This window comes from Enterococcus sp. FSL R5-0957, assembly GCF_038008005.1.
Lineage (GTDB): Bacteria > Bacillota > Bacilli > Lactobacillales > Enterococcaceae > Enterococcus_B > Enterococcus_B faecium.
Genome location: NZ_JBBOYG010000001.1, coordinates 896,682 through 912,221, shown reverse-complemented (window position 1 = coordinate 912,221; position 15,540 = coordinate 896,682). Strand labels below are relative to the sequence as shown.

The 15,540-nt window shown below is 38.7% G+C and carries 12 protein-coding genes and 1 pseudogene; all 13 read right to left on the bottom strand.

The annotated features are described in order from the left end of the window. The 13 genes and pseudogenes from MKX69_RS04345 to MKX69_RS04285 all read right to left on the bottom strand — a co-directional run bounded on the left by MKX69_RS04345 (window position 1) and on the right by MKX69_RS04285 (window position 15,172). Complete coding sequence (locus MKX69_RS04345; protein WP_341008968.1) at window positions 1-441, bottom strand: CopY/TcrY family copper transport repressor; 441 nt, start codon at window positions 439-441, stop codon at window positions 1-3. A 73-nt stretch (window positions 442-514) separates the two neighbouring features. Further along, window positions 515-1,054 (bottom strand): hypothetical protein, encoded by a 540-nt coding sequence (locus MKX69_RS04340; protein ID WP_002303087.1) that lies wholly within the window; start codon window positions 1,052-1,054, stop codon window positions 515-517. Between the two features lie 493 nt (window positions 1,055-1,547). Continuing rightward, window positions 1,548-3,014: an APC family permease gene (locus MKX69_RS04335; protein WP_341008965.1), complete on the bottom strand. Its 1,467-nt coding sequence runs from the start codon at window positions 3,012-3,014 to the stop codon at window positions 1,548-1,550. Between the two features lie 310 nt (window positions 3,015-3,324). Beyond that, a complete protein-coding gene (locus MKX69_RS04330) occupies window positions 3,325-5,409 on the bottom strand; it encodes a heavy metal translocating P-type ATPase (RefSeq protein ID WP_341008962.1) in 2,085 nt (694 codons plus the stop codon). A gap of 523 nt (window positions 5,410-5,932) precedes the next feature. Next, window positions 5,933-6,292, bottom strand: a complete 360-nt coding sequence (locus tag MKX69_RS04325) for a YccF domain-containing protein (RefSeq protein WP_002288776.1) — start codon at window positions 6,290-6,292, stop codon at window positions 5,933-5,935. Between the two features lie 29 nt (window positions 6,293-6,321). Beyond that, a pseudogene (locus MKX69_RS04320) lies at window positions 6,322-6,663 on the bottom strand (hypothetical protein). Next, the gene (locus MKX69_RS04315; RefSeq protein ID WP_002301946.1) at window positions 6,660-7,334 is read right to left on the bottom strand and encodes an SGNH/GDSL hydrolase family protein; all 675 of its coding nucleotides are present in this window, start codon (window positions 7,332-7,334) and stop codon (window positions 6,660-6,662) included. Before MKX69_RS04315 ends, MKX69_RS04320 begins: the two are co-directional and overlap by 4 nt. 806 nt (window positions 7,335-8,140) lie before the next feature. Next, the gene (asnS, locus tag MKX69_RS04310; protein WP_002288767.1) at window positions 8,141-9,439 is read right to left on the bottom strand and encodes an asparagine--tRNA ligase; all 1,299 of its coding nucleotides are present in this window, start codon (window positions 9,437-9,439) and stop codon (window positions 8,141-8,143) included. A gap of 39 nt (window positions 9,440-9,478) precedes the next feature. Next, window positions 9,479-10,669 carry a pyridoxal phosphate-dependent aminotransferase gene (locus tag MKX69_RS04305; RefSeq protein WP_341008959.1) on the bottom strand — a complete coding sequence of 397 codons (1,191 nt, stop codon included), beginning with the start codon at window positions 10,667-10,669 and terminating at the stop codon, window positions 9,479-9,481. 20 nt (window positions 10,670-10,689) lie between these two features. Beyond that, on the bottom strand, window positions 10,690-11,217 hold the full coding sequence (locus tag MKX69_RS04300) for a cell wall elongation regulator TseB-like domain-containing protein (RefSeq protein WP_341008956.1): 528 nt from the start codon (window positions 11,215-11,217) through the stop codon (window positions 10,690-10,692). Between the two features lie 46 nt (window positions 11,218-11,263). Continuing rightward, complete coding sequence (locus MKX69_RS04295; RefSeq protein ID WP_341008954.1) at window positions 11,264-14,053, bottom strand: helicase C-terminal domain-containing protein; 2,790 nt, start codon at window positions 14,051-14,053, stop codon at window positions 11,264-11,266. 146 nt (window positions 14,054-14,199) lie between these two features. Continuing rightward, window positions 14,200-14,400 (bottom strand): cold-shock protein, encoded by a 201-nt coding sequence (locus MKX69_RS04290; RefSeq protein WP_002288762.1) that lies wholly within the window; start codon window positions 14,398-14,400, stop codon window positions 14,200-14,202. Window positions 14,401-14,851: 451 nt separating this feature from the next. Further along, complete coding sequence (locus MKX69_RS04285) at window positions 14,852-15,172, bottom strand: hypothetical protein (RefSeq protein WP_002323868.1); 321 nt, start codon at window positions 15,170-15,172, stop codon at window positions 14,852-14,854. Between the last annotated feature and the right edge of the window lie 368 nt (window positions 15,173-15,540).

Below are 15,540 nucleotides of genomic sequence, written 5' to 3'. Positions count from 1 at the left end.
CTATTGATGTTGTTTACATTCACATTGACCTGGGATACAGTTACATTCGATCGTATCTACTGGTTGCTTTTGTTCCAGTTGTTTCAAAATCTCATTGATATCTTCTTGAGTCAAAGTGGCTTCTTCTACTAGATCCGCAATCGTCTCTCCAATCCTTTTTGCACAGATATGGGAAAAAAGATTTTCCGTCGCACTGCGAACTGTTTCCATCTCCGAGACAGCTGGATGATAAATGAATTTTTTTCCTTCTTGTTCTGTCCAGATCACTTCTTTTTTTACCAAACGACCCAGCAAAGTTTTGACCGTTGCTGGTTTCCAATCCATCGAATCAGCTAAGATCTGCGTGATTTCTTGGGCTGTCGTCTGTCCAAGTGTCCAAATAACACGCATGATCTCCCACTCTGAATCACTGATCTTTACTGGCGTTTTGACTTTTTCCATTTATTTCACACCTTTCGTTTACAAATGTAATCATTATCTTATGAATACAGATTACACTTGTAAACAAAAACTGTCAATTATTTTTGCTCTCTATTTTCAATTTAGTTAAAAATTCTTGTTTCTCTCGTCTTGTTTTAAGGATGATCAGTTTATTTCTTGCATTAGCTACTTGGATCAGCTGCTGTATTTTTGGTTCATTGTTTTCTTCAAAATGCCAGATAAAAGATAAAAATTCTAAGTATTCCCTGTTTAGTTTCTCCGAAAATGATTCAGGCATATCTGGCCGAGATTTTTTGTTTATCTTTCTTTTTAGAGAACGCCAAACTACTCGGTAGATGGCGAGATAACGCGGTACTTTAAGCCAAATGATCTTATCTGCTTCTTTAATCCTTTCCTCTAACGTAGAAGTATAATTTCCTTCAACGATCCATGACGGATTAGATACCATAAACGATTGCTGTTCTTGCAAAAACCACTTTTTTGCCTGAATACTGTAGTCTGTTGTATGCCATAAAAGGTCTAGCGGCAGTAGCGGAAAGCCGGTGATTTCTTTGATATTCCTTGCGAGGGTCGATTTTCCCGACCCACTTTGTCCAATCACGATGATCTTCATTCTTCTCCCTCACTTCTCTTTGGAATTTGGTTCGATCATACCACTTATAACGCCGCAAAAAAACAAGGGACTGTGACAAAAGTCGTGTCAAAGTCCCTTGTTTCGAATAAATGGTGTTCAATCAGCTGACCTTCAGCATTAGCTCAAAAAGCGGCAAAATATGAGGAGCTATTTTTCCGTTTGTTTCTCTAATACTCAGGTCAAATCGCTGATTTTACAACCTCTTCCTTAAACGGTGTTCAAAAGCTTGCATCTGCGGTAATAAGCCCAGCCAAACGAAAAATATGAGGGGCTATTTTTGTTTGGCTGTTCTTATTACCGCAGATGCAGGACAGCTTTTTCACAACCTCTGATTCACGGTGTTCCAGAAGTAGCTTCTTCGAAAAACAAGCCGAAACTTCACAAAAATTTGAGAAGCAATTTTCGTAAATTCCTTCTTATTTCTTGAAGCTGACCACTTCTGTCACAACCTCTTGTAACAAGTATTTCTATTTTAAGGCTGAACCACTGTTTCTGGTTCAGTGATTTCTTTGTTTTTGTCTCGACGAGCAATTGCTGGCAAGATCATACCTAATAAGATCAAGACAATTGGTGTGATGATATTCGTGAATAATTGGAACCACCATGCTTTAGGATCAGCAGTATAATCTACTTTTGGCACCATTCCTAGGATACATGCAAACGCAGTGAAGGCAAAGCACCAAGCACCAAAGATAAAACCGATTTTTGGATTTTTAACAAATTTATATTCAGAATTGAATTTCTTATAAGCTTTATTCAACATCATATATGCCAAGAACACCCATAGGTAACGCATTGGCATGACAACTGAGTTCAAGTTCGTCAACCATTTTACTAATTCATTCATATCTTTGATACCAAAGATCGGCAACAAAATAATGATTCCTACTAGTATACCTGTCAGAAGATAACCATTCACCAATGTACCTTTACGATTACGTTTACGTAGCCAGTTTGGTACAAATTCTGGATCCGCATCTGCTAACAAGATTTTTAGTGGTGCATCAATTGAAAAGGCTAATGCGGAGATTTGTCCAATCATGTTTGTCAATGCGTAAATGATCATCAATGAGTTACCGATACCATAGTAATTACCTAAAATTTGAAAAGCACTGTATGCCCCATTTGCCATCAAGTCTTTAGGGATATTATCGCTAGCAAACAGCATACCCATTGCGACTGAGCCTAATACAGCACAAATCCCTACCATTGCTGCTAAGAAGATCATCCCTTTAGGAAATTCCTTTGCAGGATTTCTTGTAGAGTTGACATAAGGGGATATTTTTTCCGCCCCTCCAACTGCAAATACTAGCATCGAAACGGTTGTGAAATAACTGAAATCAAATGTTGGAATATATGCTTTCACTTGATTCATATGTGGTGTGGCAAATTCCATCGTTGGATTGATGAACGGTGCCGTTACAGCTAAAAGAATAAATAAGATCGACATGACGAACATCGCTGTTCCGGCCAGTCCGCCAATCACTTTCAAAGTAGAAAGTCCTTTTGTTGATAAATATAAAAAGGCAAGAAATATAATAAGTGAAATAACTGCTACCATTTGTACTGACATCGTATTTACGATATTTCCATTTCCTTGGACTGCCCAACCACCAGCAATCAGAATTGCTTGAGGCTTTTGTGCCAAATAAGGAATATGGACGACCCAGTAAGTCCAAGCGGCATAGTATGCCAGTCGTTTATTAGATGTCGTATTTTCGACCCATGAACTGACGCCTCCTTTACTATCCTTGAAGGCTGATCCTAATTGTCCAACGATCAATGCGTATGGAATAAAATAAATGGCCAAAATCAATAGCCAAGAGGTGACAACTGATACTCCTTGCTGAGCATAGTTATTAACTACATTCCCCATGCCCCAAACCATGTTAAATGCAATTAACGCAACAGTAAACCAGCGTAATTGTTTGTTGTTCATTCGTTCTCTCCTTTATGATAAAAATTTGTTATCCAGATGTAATCATATTCAATTTTTAACAAACTTACAAGACAGTGTTATTTTATGTGTGTATTCTTTTATTTAATACACATCGTTTTTTCATATTTTTTCCATCAAAAAAATAAGTTATTTTCTTTTATTTCATTGACCTTATTGAATTTAAAGCTATTTTGAATTTTCTGCAAAATTAAAAACATTAGTTATTTTATAATCCTATCTATTTTCTTTACATTTTTCATTAAGAAAAGGATATAAAAAAAAGAGGACGTTCATTCGTCCTCTTCATTGATCAACGTTTATTTTTTACATGCAAGCTTCGCATGGCATTCAAAACAGCTAATACTGTCACCCCAACATCTGCAAATACTGCATCTCCCATTGATGCAAAACCAAAAGCACCTAAGGAAAGTACCAAAATTTTTATCCCAATAGCAAAGACAATGTTCTGTTTGACGATTTTCAATGTTTTCTTTGCTAAATGGATTGCTTCTGCAATCTTCGATGGTTGATCATTCATGATGACTACATCTGCTGCTTCAATTGCAGCATCGCTTCCCAATCCACCCATTGCGATTCCTACATCTGCTCTTGCTAGCACCGGTGCATCGTTGATTCCATCTCCGACAAATGCGGTCTTTTTATTGTTACTTTGTAAGATTTCCTCTAACCGCTGCACTTTATCTTCTGGAAGCAATTCGCTATATATCTTGTCCACGCCTATTTGCTTCCCGATATGATCAGCAATTTTTTTAGAGTCGCCCGTCAACATGACTGTGTTCTTCACACCAGCCTGTTTTAATTGAACCAATGCGTCTACGGCATCTTCTTTCAAGGTATCTGCAATAACAAGATAACCACTGTAACTTTGATCGATCGCTAGATAAAGCAATGTACCGATTTCTTGACTTGAAGGAAAAGAGATTTCAAATCTTTCCATCAATTTGTGATTACCTACTAATACTTGTTTGCCATCAACTTCAGCTAAGATCCCTTCACCTGCAAATTCTTGGATATTAGCTGTTGGTAAAAGCGGACCTGCGTAGCCTTCTAAAACAGATTGAGCAATCGGATGTGTAGAAAACTGTTCTGCACTTGCAACATATTGCATGAATTTCTTTGGATCAATTCCTGTTGGATCGATCGTCTGGATCGAAAAGTCACCTTTCGTTAATGTGCCAGTTTTATCGAATACCACTGTCTCAGTTTGTGCAAGCAACTCCAAGTAATTTGAACCTTTTACTAATACACCGATTTTACTTGCTCCTCCGATACCGCCAAAGAAACTAAGTGGCACGGAAATCACTAATGCACATGGACATGAGATCACTAAAAATGTCAATGCTCGATAGATCCATTCAGAAAACGCCGCTCCAGAAACAACAAGTGGAGGTAAAACAGCTAATAAAACGGCCAATCCTACAACGACTGGTGTGTAATAGCGCGCGAATTTAGTAATGAAATTTTCAGCTGGTGCTTTTTTACTGCTGGCATTTTCTACTAATTCTAATAATTTGCTGATAGTAGAATTTTCATAAGATTTTTCTACTTGAACTAAAAATGGTTTATTTTTATTGATAAATCCGCTTAATACTGTTTCACCAACATATACAGATTTAGGGACTGATTCTCCTGTAAGTGCTGACGTATCGACTAATGATTCTCCTTCGATGATCGTTCCATCTAACGGTACACGTTCACCAGGCTTCACAAGTACAAACTGACCGATCAGCACGTCTTCAGGGTTCACGGTCATCAATCCTTCCGCCGTCTGCACGTGAGCTGTTTCTGGACGGATCGCCATCAATTCGCGAATCGATTTTCTTGAATGACTGACTGCCAATCCTTGGAAATACTCGCCGATTTGATAAAATAGCATCACTGCTACGGCTTCTGGATATTCACCCATCAACATAGCGCCAATCGTAGCAACAGACATGAGGAAATTTTCATCAAAGATTTGTCCTTTGACGATATTCATCACCGCTTTTTTCACTACATCATATCCTATCAGCAGATAAATCAATAAATGCCCTATCAAACGAACTGGTTCATTAAAATCAAATAATAGCAAGACAGCGATACCTGCAAGTGAAAATAAAATCCGGATCAGCGTGTTTCTCTCTTTTTCATTTCCATGTTCAGATACTTTTTCCTTGTCTATTTCTGTTACCTTGACATCTGGTTCTAATTCCCTCACTACTTTTTTTGTTTCCTGTTCAACCGTAGCTAATCGATCTTCCTCTACGTCAATCGTTAGTTTGCCAGAAGTGAAATTTACCGTTGCTTCCTTGACTCCATCGATTTGCTGGACTCCTTTTTCGATTTTCATCGCACAGTTCGCACAGTCTAAACCTTCTAATCTGTAACTTTTCATTTTAATGACCTCCTCGCCTCAACATATGAATATCTCTTCATAACTAATTATAAATGAATGGTTATTCATATGTCAAGGTATCCGAAAGAAAAAATGAAAAACATCTGCATCGGAAAATTTCTTCCATACAGATGTTTTGGCTTATTCTTTCTTTTTCTCTTCGATCATTGCCACTGCTCTTATCCAACCCGCACTTGCCTTCTTGATCTTGACAGGATAGCAACTAAGTTTGAAGCCTGTTGCTGGCAATTTGTCTAAATTCATTAATTTTTCGATAGGACAATATCTTTTTTCAATCCCTGCAAAATGTCCTTCCCAGATATACGAAGCTCCACTACGCTTTCAAAAATATAGAAAGAGTTCTTTAATGAAAATTATTTCAACTTTCCATAAACAGTAACCCCATATAAATAAAAGACGTAAAAGTCACATGGAAGAACTTATACAGGAAAACGCATAGAGTCAGGTGAAATACATGTATCCCACCTGACTCTATGCTTTATCTAACCTTTATTATTCTCTTTTATACAATTTCTGCACCGAATGGCATCAACGCCAATCGAGCAAGTTTGAAAGATTGCTTGGCAAAAGGTATCCCTATGATCGTGATACATAGAAGGATGCCGCTGACGACATGTGCGAGAGCAATTGGTAGGCCTGAAACGATCAACCAGATGATATTAACGATCAATGACATGCCAGACTGGTGATAAATTACTTCTTTGCCAAAAGGCGCAAAAGAAAGGGAGGCGATCTTAAAACATTGCATACCGATTGGGATACCTATGATCGTGATACACCAAAGTATCCCCGCTGCTAACCAGCTAAGACCACCGATTAGTCCGCCGAATATAAACCAGATGACATTTCCTAAACAACTCATTGTATTTCTCCTTCTATTACTGTTTTTGATTAAAACTGGGCAAAAATTGATTTTATTCTTCTTTTTTTAGCTTCCAGCATCAAGTATTCTGCAAATTTTTTTTGGATTTATTCCGTATTTTCTTTTGTTACTAATGTGTGTTGGATTAGTTTTCCTGATGGTCGCTGATCCAATCGTTCTTCTGACTGTTGCACGTCCGCTTGCGCAAATCCGATAATCCGTTTTTCTTTTGTTACAGCAACGAGCAATAGTTTATTCTTATCATTTAGGTCAGCTGCCGTTTTTGCTTTTACGAATGATTCTGGATGATCAGTAATCAGTTGATTGATTTGAGGTAAATCTTCTTTTACTGCCCACCTTATTTCCATCATTTTTCACTTTTCTTTCGCTCATTTTTATCTCCACTAAAAAAATCGACTGCGGCAATTGCATCTATCCAGCTTTGTGCAATGATCTCATGTCCGCCAATCGTTGGGTGGACCCCATCTTCTCTTGTATATTTCGAAAAACCATAAGCAATCCCTAAAGCATTGAATATACCATCTAAAGGAACCAGCAATGCGCCATATTCCTTAGCAAGTTTACGAACAATTTGGATTTTAGGGTCTAAGTCTTTACGCCAGCCATGACGGTCGTCGGTTATAGGAAGTACAAACGGCTCCATCAAGATGATGTTGCAGATTTCCGCTGTTTGAAGTTCATTTAGTAATTTTCGATAAACGGATTCAAATTGCTGAGCAGATTTCTCAGTTCCGAATATAGCCTGATCGCTAGTATTATGCCAGGTATCATTGATTCCGATCAAAATCGATACATAGTCAGGTTGTAAAGCTAAACAATCTTCTTGCCAGCGTACTTGCAGATCTGCAATTTTGTCTCCTCCTATCCCACGGTTCATGCATTCAAATTCCATCGTTGGATATTGGGAGATTAGTTTTCCGGCAATCAAAAGTGGATAACCTTTACCTAGATCAGTTGCTTCTGCTCGGTCTCTTCCTGCGTCTGTAATGCTATCACCGATAAATAATATACGTTTTTTCATTTGTCAAAAACTCCTTTTTGAATAAAACGATGATTTTCTTCCTTATATTATCCCATAAGCCCTATCAAGACGAAAGAGAAAATATATGTATAAAAAATGACACCAGCCTAGTCCCTTCAAACAATTGAATGAACGCTCATCAAGTGTCTAGTTTTTTATGCTATTTTTTTCTTAACGTGCCGGATTCCCCTTGATTCCTTCGTTGTTTGGTCCAGAGAGATCGATCACACCCAAACTTCCGTCAATCAGACCACTGATGACGCCATCGAAACATATATTTATAGGCTCATCTAAGACTTCTAGTAAATGTCCCTTTACTAATATCTCTTCTAGATTGCTTGGGATAGATTGGTCATAACTTTATCTGGTCCGATGATTTCAAGGGTGAATTGAACTTACATATGGATTATTGCATGCTGAAAATACGGACCTACTCCATCTTCGAATGTTACTATTAGTTTGTTTTCAGGTGCTAGATGCTGCTTTATTTCAACAGCAGAAGCATCATCAAATTAGATTTCCATTTGAATTACCTTCTTTGTAAATGTTTGATTGATTGCGATTTCGTTATAGAACCTTGTGAATCAAATAGCAATTTCTTTTGCTTTCTTCTCTTGTCTGCTGGAAACTTTCTTTATCCCGTATTTAAAAAAAAGAACTGCGAGAGTTCGCAGTTCTTTTTTTTAAATAAACGTTGCTCTCCGGCCAATTCCTTGGTCACAAGTCACAATAGTCATCAAACATGAAAAACTGTTTTTTGAAATTACTCCTTGTGACTCGGAGCTGAACGGCAGACGCACAACCTCTTATGGATAAATTCGGTTCAACAAACGTGGGAATGGAATAGCTTCACGTACATGGTCGATACCAGCAATCCAAGTGACTGTTCGTTCAAGGCCTAGACCAAAACCAGAGTGCGGAACAGAACCGTATTTACGTAGATCAAGATACCATGAATATTCTTTTTCATCCAAACCGTGATTACGGATTTGTTCTAGCAAGAAATCATAGTCCGTTGCCCGTTCGCTTCCGCCAATAATTTCACCGTAACCTTCTGGTGCGATCATATCTGCACAAATTACCACGTCTTCTCTTGTTGGATGTGGTTTCATGTAGAATGGCTTGATGGCTTTTGGATAGTTTAGGATAAAGACAGGCTGTTCGAATGAATTCGCAATGAACGTTTCATGAGGTGAACCAAAGTCTTCGCCCCATTCGATGTCATCAAATCCATTTTTCTTCAGTAATTCGATTGCATCATCGTAAGTAATACGAGGGAATGGCAATTTTGTATAAGTTTTTAAGACTTCTTTGTCTCGTCCTAGTACATCTAATGCGTATTCGCAATGATCTAAAACATTTTGTACTAAGAATGCTACATATTGTTCCTGTACTTCTAAACTTTCTTCTTGATGAGTGAAAGCCATTTCTGGTTCGATCATCCAGAATTCGATCAAATGACGTCGTGTTTTTGATTTTTCAGCACGGAAAGTCGGACCGAATGAAAAGACTTTTCCGAAAGCCATAGCAGCAGCTTCCATGTATAATTGGCCACTTTGAGATAAATAAGCTTTTTGATCAAAGTAATTTGTTTCGAATAGATCCGTAGTGCCTTCTGGTGCAGAACCAGTCAAGATCGGCGGATCAATTTTGACAAAATGATGTTGATTAAAGAATTCATACGTTGCACGAATGATTTCATTTCTGATCTGCATAATCGCATGTTGTCTTGAAGAACGCAGCCATAAATGACGATGATCCATCAAGAAGTCTGTTCCGTGTTCTTTTGGTGTGATCGGATAATCGTGGCTCTCGCTTACCACTTCCACATTTGTAATTCCGATTTCATAACCAAATTTTGAACGACTGTCTTCACGGATTTCTCCAGTTACTAACACGGATGTTTCTTGGTGTAGATTTTTAGCTGTTTGGAAAACTTCTTCCGACACTTCGCTTTTTACAACTACACCTTGGAAAAAGGCTGTTCCGTCTCTTAATTGTAAAAATGCGATTTTTCCGCTTGATCGCTTATTTGCGACCCAAGCGCCGATTGTTACTGTTTCTCCCACATGGTTTTTCGAATCGATGATTTGAATTTGTTCCACGTATGACTCTCCTTTTATATTCCTTGAATTTCTTCAGGATTAATTTTGACTTTTACTCTCAATAAATTGCTTGATTCTGCGTACCGCTTCTTCTAACGTAGCGCGATCAGTAGCATAACTCATGCGGACATTTTCTGGTGCCCCAAAGCCTTCGCCAGTCACAAGCGCTACCCCTGTCTCTTCTAAAAGATCTTCTACCCATTGTGTGACATTTTCATATTTACACATGCGTAGCGTTTCTTTTACATTAGGAAAAAGATAAAAAGCTCCTTGCGGCTTTTCAAGAGAAACACCCGGCAGTTCTGCCACAAGCGGATATAACGTATTCAGGCGTTCTTCAAAGGCGTTCCGCATTTCTTCCACTGTATCTTGCTCGCCTTTCAATGCTTCAACAGCTGCATATTGACTGACTGCTGTCGGATTACTGGTTGACTGGGAAGCAACAGCGATCATTCCATTGATGATCATAGGATTTCCCACCGCATAACCAATACGCCAGCCTGTCATCGCATATGTTTTAGACACGCCGTTGATGATGATGGTCTGATTTTTGATTGCTTCTGAAATCGTTGCAATTGGAGTAAACTCATTGCCATTATAAACTAAACGACCATAAATATCATCAGCAACTATCAAAATATCTTTTTTTACTGCCCATTCACCGATTGCCTGAAGTTCATTCTTGCTATAAATCATTCCAGTCGGATTCGATGGAGAATTGATGATTACGGCTTTTGTTTTTTCTGAACGTGCTTGTTCTAGCTGTTCAACAGTAACTTTCCAGCTATTGGATTCTTCCCCTTTCACAAAGACAGGAAGTCCTTCTGCCAGTTTTACTTGCTCACCGTAACTGACCCAGTAAGGCACAGGAATGATGACTTCATCTTGCGGGTCAAGGATCGTTTGGAAAAGGGTATACAAAGCAAATTTCGCTCCGTCTGTTACGACTGTTTGTGAAGGTTCATAGACAAGTCCATAGTTTTTCTTCAGATAATCAACGATTGCCTGTCGAAGCTCTGGGATTCCTGCTGTTGGTGTATAATAGCTAGCTTTCCAATTGCGGATTGCTTCGATTGCTGCTTCTTGGATGTTTTCTGGTGTCGCAAAATCCGGTTCTCCCACAGTCAAACTCAGCACATCTCTGCCTTTTGCTTTTAATGCCTTGGCCTTTGCCGCAGCTGCCAAAGTGACAGACGGTTCTAATCGTTTTGTTCTTTTTGATAACTCCATCCCATTCATTCCTTTACCTTTTAAATTCCCTTGATTGTCTTGACTTCATCTCCAGATTCAAAGCCAATCAGGTAATAATTCAGTTTCCCATTTGTTTCTTTTCCTACTACTTCCCACACAGGCTGATCATCATACATCCCTAAAGCAGCTTTTTCGATTTGGATTTCAGGATGGGCCGCAGCAATTGTCTGTTTTGCTTCGTTTTCAGTCAGTCCCTTTGTTTGATCCAATACTTTTACTTTTTCACCAGATTTAGGAATGATAACGGCGATTTCTTTTCCTTTATCATTTGTACCTGTCAGTGAAAAGTATGTCTTCTTTCGAGTAAACCAATAAAAATGATCGGTTTCCTCAAGATTTGCATATTTCTTTGCGATTTCTACTGCTTCTTTCTTCGCCTGCACCGCCGGACGACTGGAACGCAAGTAAAAAATCGAGCTGATCACGATGACCGCTAATAAAAATACGATCAAGCCAAGTAACACGCAATTAATCGTTTTTTCCTTTGTCTGTTTTTTCTTCAAGGGTCGTCGCTCCTTTATCTTCATTCCTTTTCATTATAGCAGATTTTAATTATGAAAAAAGACAGCTCCTCTAACTTCCTTCTTCATTTTTCTTTAAGAATTCATGGATATCCTGATAGATTTCCTCCATAGCTAGCTCTTTGATCGGTACTTTTTTCGGTAATGCATGGATGATCCGTGCGCCATATTTTGCAGTGACTAGTCTTCGATCCAAAATAAGCAATACGCCACGATCTGTCTCCGTCCTTATCAAGCGACCTAATGCTTGGCGTAACTTCAAAACTGCTTTAGGTACGGATTCCTGGTAAAAAGGATTGATCCCCTCTGATTCTAAATAAGCGTTCCTAGCTTTGACCATCGGGCGAAGCGGATTATCGAAGGGTAAACGTGTGACTACAACGATCTGCAAAGCGTCTCCAGGCAAATCTACACCTTCCCAAAAGCTGTCAGCGCCAAACAATACGCTTTTTTCTGACAAAATGAAGCGTTTCAAAAGCTTCTCCCGGCTTCCACCAAACCCTTGAGCTAGTATTTCTCGTCCTTTTTCTAGCATAGACAGATGCATTTTCTGATAGACCTTCTGCAAAACATCATGAGAAGTGAATAACACAAGTATTGGCCGATCTTCTTGTTCGATCAGACCTGTAAGTGCTGTCTCTAAATAATCGATATATGCTTGATTGCTGACTTGATGGACGGCAGGTGCCTCTTTTGGCACATAGATCCTTGCCTGTTTCTCATAATCATAAGGAGAGGCAATCACTTTAAGAGGTGCTGCTTCAATGCCAAGCCTCTTAGAGAGATAGTGTCGATTAGGGCCGATCTTCAGCGTTCCTCCAATATAAAGAATACGATCATATCGAGGATACCAAACAGTCGACGGCAACATAGCCGCTTGAAAATCATGGAGATGAAAAATCATCTGCTGCGCTGTGTTCCCAGGAACGAACCAATGGATCAAATGATCTCGCCAGTCTTCCAGCCATTGATCCATCAGCAAGTACTGCTTGTCTAATTGATCAAATAGGCTATATAAACTTGCTAAATCGATCCGCATCTGGTTTGTCCAGCTTTCTTGGATAATCTCAAAAGTCAGACGCATTTGTGACTGTAGCTGCTGGATCTCCTGATAAAAAAGCTGCAGGTGATCAATGGCTGTCCCAGATTCCAGTGGCAGCTTATCCAACATCTCTTTTGTCATCATGACTTCTTCTGGATACTGTCCGTTAGGTTGCTTGCCGCTCACTAAACTCATTAATCCTTCTGCCATACAAATCTGTGCTTCGCATAGCGCAGAAAGTTCTTCTCGATAAATCGATAACCAGCGTAAGGCTTCATGTTCTTTCGGTAAATAGCTTTGTATTCGGTCAAACAGCTGATTTGGTCCTTCTAATTGCTGGATTTGTTTATGGAAATAGTTAATACTTAATCGTTTGTCATTTACTTTTTCAGCGATTTCCGGCAAATGATGTACTTCATCGATCAACAAAAATGGACTAGCTGGAAGCAATGGTTCTTTTCGCTGTGTTTCTTGTACTAAAAACGCATGATTGACAATCAAAAAATTACTTTGCCTGATTTTCTTTTGCAAGAAACGAACAAAGTCTTGTTCGTAAAATGACTGATTTCTTGCTAAAAATCCAATACCTCTGTGCGCGATATCTGCAAAGAATGAATGGTTCAAATTTGTTAAATGTAATTCATCCAAATCACCGGTCTTCGTTTGCGTCAGCCAAACTAAGACCGCCATTTGATACAAAGCATATTGTTTTTGTTCTGGCGGTTCCACAAGTGTGCCTTTAAAACGCTGTAAATCAATATAGTGGCGATAGCTTTTGATAATTACAGGTTGTATGGGCTGATCTAGCAATTGATTCAGCAATGGAATGTCTTTTTCTATGATCTGCTGCTGCAAAACTAGCGAAACGGTACTGATGACAGCGGGTTTTTCAGGTGTAGCCAAATAACTCAATGGCAGCAGATAACCGATTGTTTTACCCATTCCTGTAGCTGCTTCGATCATCAAATCTTTTGATTCATCTTTTGTGAAATGGTCGTAGACCGCATTCATCAGTCTGTTCTGTTCTTTTCGATACATCAGTGTTTTACCAAACATTTTTTCTTTTGCTTGTTTTTTTCTTGGATATGTCCGCTCGCCATAATGGACGGATGTGAATAGTTCTACTTCTTTTTTCTGCAAAGCTAGCCCATCGACGATTTCTAATGAGGGATCAAGTGGCTCTGGTTTTTCTTTCATTTCTTCAATCACATGATAAATGAAACGACTCGTATCCATACCTGTGTGTCTACTTAATCGCGCAATCTGCTCTAACGTGATGATTGGCAATTTTCTCATCCGTTCTTCGATCAGCAAAAGAAGTTGACCTGTCACTTCGGCATCACTATCTGCCTGATGAGGATTCTCATGAATAAATCCAAGGCTTTCTGACAAATCAGCTAAGCGAAAGCTTGGTTCCGTCGGCAAGAAAATTTGTGCAAGTTCTACTGTATCGATGCCTGGTGTCTTCAAACTAGGAAGTCCGCATCGCATGAGTTCATGGTTCAAAAAATTATAATCAAAATAAATATTATGCGCGACAAATATGGTGTCTGCCAAAAGATTGTAAATCGTTTGGGCGACATCTTCGAAATAAGGCGCTTTTTGGACGCGTTGATTCGTGATCCCTGTTAAATGCTGGATTTGTTTTGAAATCTTCCGCCCTGGATGAATATCGATCGAAAAACGTGAAGTGATCCGACCTGATTCAATCATGACGCAGCCAAATTGGATGATCCGATCTTCTTTTGGATTCGTCCCAGTCGTTTCGATATCAACGACTGCATAAGTTCTTGGTTTCAAAATATCTTCCTCTTCTCCTGCCTCTAATGTTCTTTTGAAATTATACTACAAAGTGCAGAAAAATACTCTCATCGCTTTTTAAAGAAAATAGACAAAAACGCCCAGACACGCAAATGTCTGGGCGTTTATTTTTTAGTATAGGTTAATTAAGCTTTAGTAACGTTTGTTGCTTGAGGTCCGCGTTGGCCTTCTTCAACATCGAAAGTTACTGCTTGGCCTTCTTCTAAAGTTTTGAATCCGTCGCCTTGGATAGCTGAGAAATGAACGAATACATCGTTTCCGTTTTCTGCAGTGATGAATCCAAATCCTTTTTCTGAGTTAAACCATTTTACTGTACCTGTTTCCATAATAAAAATCCTCCTTGTGTATCAACACATATTTTGCAATTACTTGAATGGTGTATATCTGGAAGATGTTTATTTGAAACAAGCTACCACAGATTACCGAACAAAAACTACTCCTATAGTATATCATACCGTTTACAAAAAAGCTAGAGTTTTTCGACTTTTTTTATTAAAAAAAGTTTTCTCAGCGATTACATAAAGTGAAAAACCGAACTTTTTTTAAAATAAACGACATATTGTTCAGTTGGTGTTTTTTTGCTCTGATGTTCTTCTTTAAACTAAAAAAATTATTCTTTCTGACTACTTATCGGTTCTGTTTCAGCGGTCGAGGCTGGGGAAGATTCTTTAGTAGGTCTGATGTTCTCATGGTATTTCTGATAGCCTATGACAGTGACCAGAAGAACAAGGCAAACCAATACGATCAACGAGATTAGTTTTTCTTTTTTGCCCATATCTATACCTCATAAATAACAGGATGATGTCCATCATATTTCTGAGTATGAGTAAAAGCAAAAGCTGCAGCTGTAGAATGTAAGAAATGCCAGCAACTTTCATAATCACAGGTCGGACAGTACCAAAAGTAACCAAATCTTGGCTGCAAAGACCGTTCTTCTGTTTCAGGAATCGCAGAATCAAGATCTGTTGTCTGTACATAAACATTTTTGTACAGACGTGTGCCTGTAATAGGAGACCGCTGTGTTTCTTCAGCAAAAACTGGCTGACTTGTTAAACTTAGGGATAGAAACAGCAAACACCATAACAGTCTTTTTTTCATAAAGACCTCCTTATCGATAAGTTTTTCCCAATTAAAATCATATCTCAAGAACGCCCGTTATTCACATTTTGTTCATAAATGATGTTTTTTGTATCATAATCGTCAAAAAGAGGTCGTGACCACGTCACAACCTCTTTTTTAAACGGTGTTCAAGAAGTAGATTCTTCGGAAATAAGCCGAAATTTCACAAAAATTTGAGAAATAATTTTTGTAAATCTCTTCTTGTTTCTTGAAGCTGACTACTTCTATCACAACCTCTTCCTTAAACGGTGTTCAAAAGCTTGCATCTGCGGTAATAAGCCCACCAAACAAAAAATATGAAGAGCTATTTTTGCTTGCCGTTCTTATTACTTGATGCAGAACAGCTT

Coding starts and splice junctions, on each gene's coding strand:
- MKX69_RS04340 (WP_002303087.1), bottom strand. CDS start 1,054: ATGAAGATCATCGTGATTGGACAAAGTGGGTCGGGAAAATCGACCCTC.
- MKX69_RS04290 (WP_002288762.1), bottom strand. CDS start 14,400: ATGGAAACAGGTACAGTAAAATGGTTTAACTCAGAAAAAGGATTTGGA.
- MKX69_RS04300 (WP_341008956.1), bottom strand. CDS start 11,217: ATGAAGATAAAGGAGCGACGACCCTTGAAGAAAAAACAGACAAAGGAA.
- MKX69_RS04345 (WP_341008968.1), bottom strand. CDS start 441: ATGGAAAAAGTCAAAACGCCAGTAAAGATCAGTGATTCAGAGTGGGAG.
- MKX69_RS04315 (WP_002301946.1), bottom strand. CDS start 7,334: ATGAAAAAACGTATATTATTTATCGGTGATAGCATTACAGACGCAGGA.
- MKX69_RS04330 (WP_341008962.1), bottom strand. CDS start 5,409: ATGAAAAGTTACAGATTAGAAGGTTTAGACTGTGCGAACTGTGCGATG.
- MKX69_RS04325 (WP_002288776.1), bottom strand. CDS start 6,292: ATGAGTTGTTTAGGAAATGTCATCTGGTTTATATTCGGCGGACTAATC.
- MKX69_RS04285 (WP_002323868.1), bottom strand. CDS start 15,172: ATGAAAAAAAGACTGTTATGGTGTTTGCTGTTTCTATCCCTAAGTTTA.
- MKX69_RS04335 (WP_341008965.1), bottom strand. CDS start 3,014: ATGAACAACAAACAATTACGCTGGTTTACTGTTGCGTTAATTGCATTT.
- MKX69_RS04305 (WP_341008959.1), bottom strand. CDS start 10,669: ATGGAGTTATCAAAAAGAACAAAACGATTAGAACCGTCTGTCACTTTG.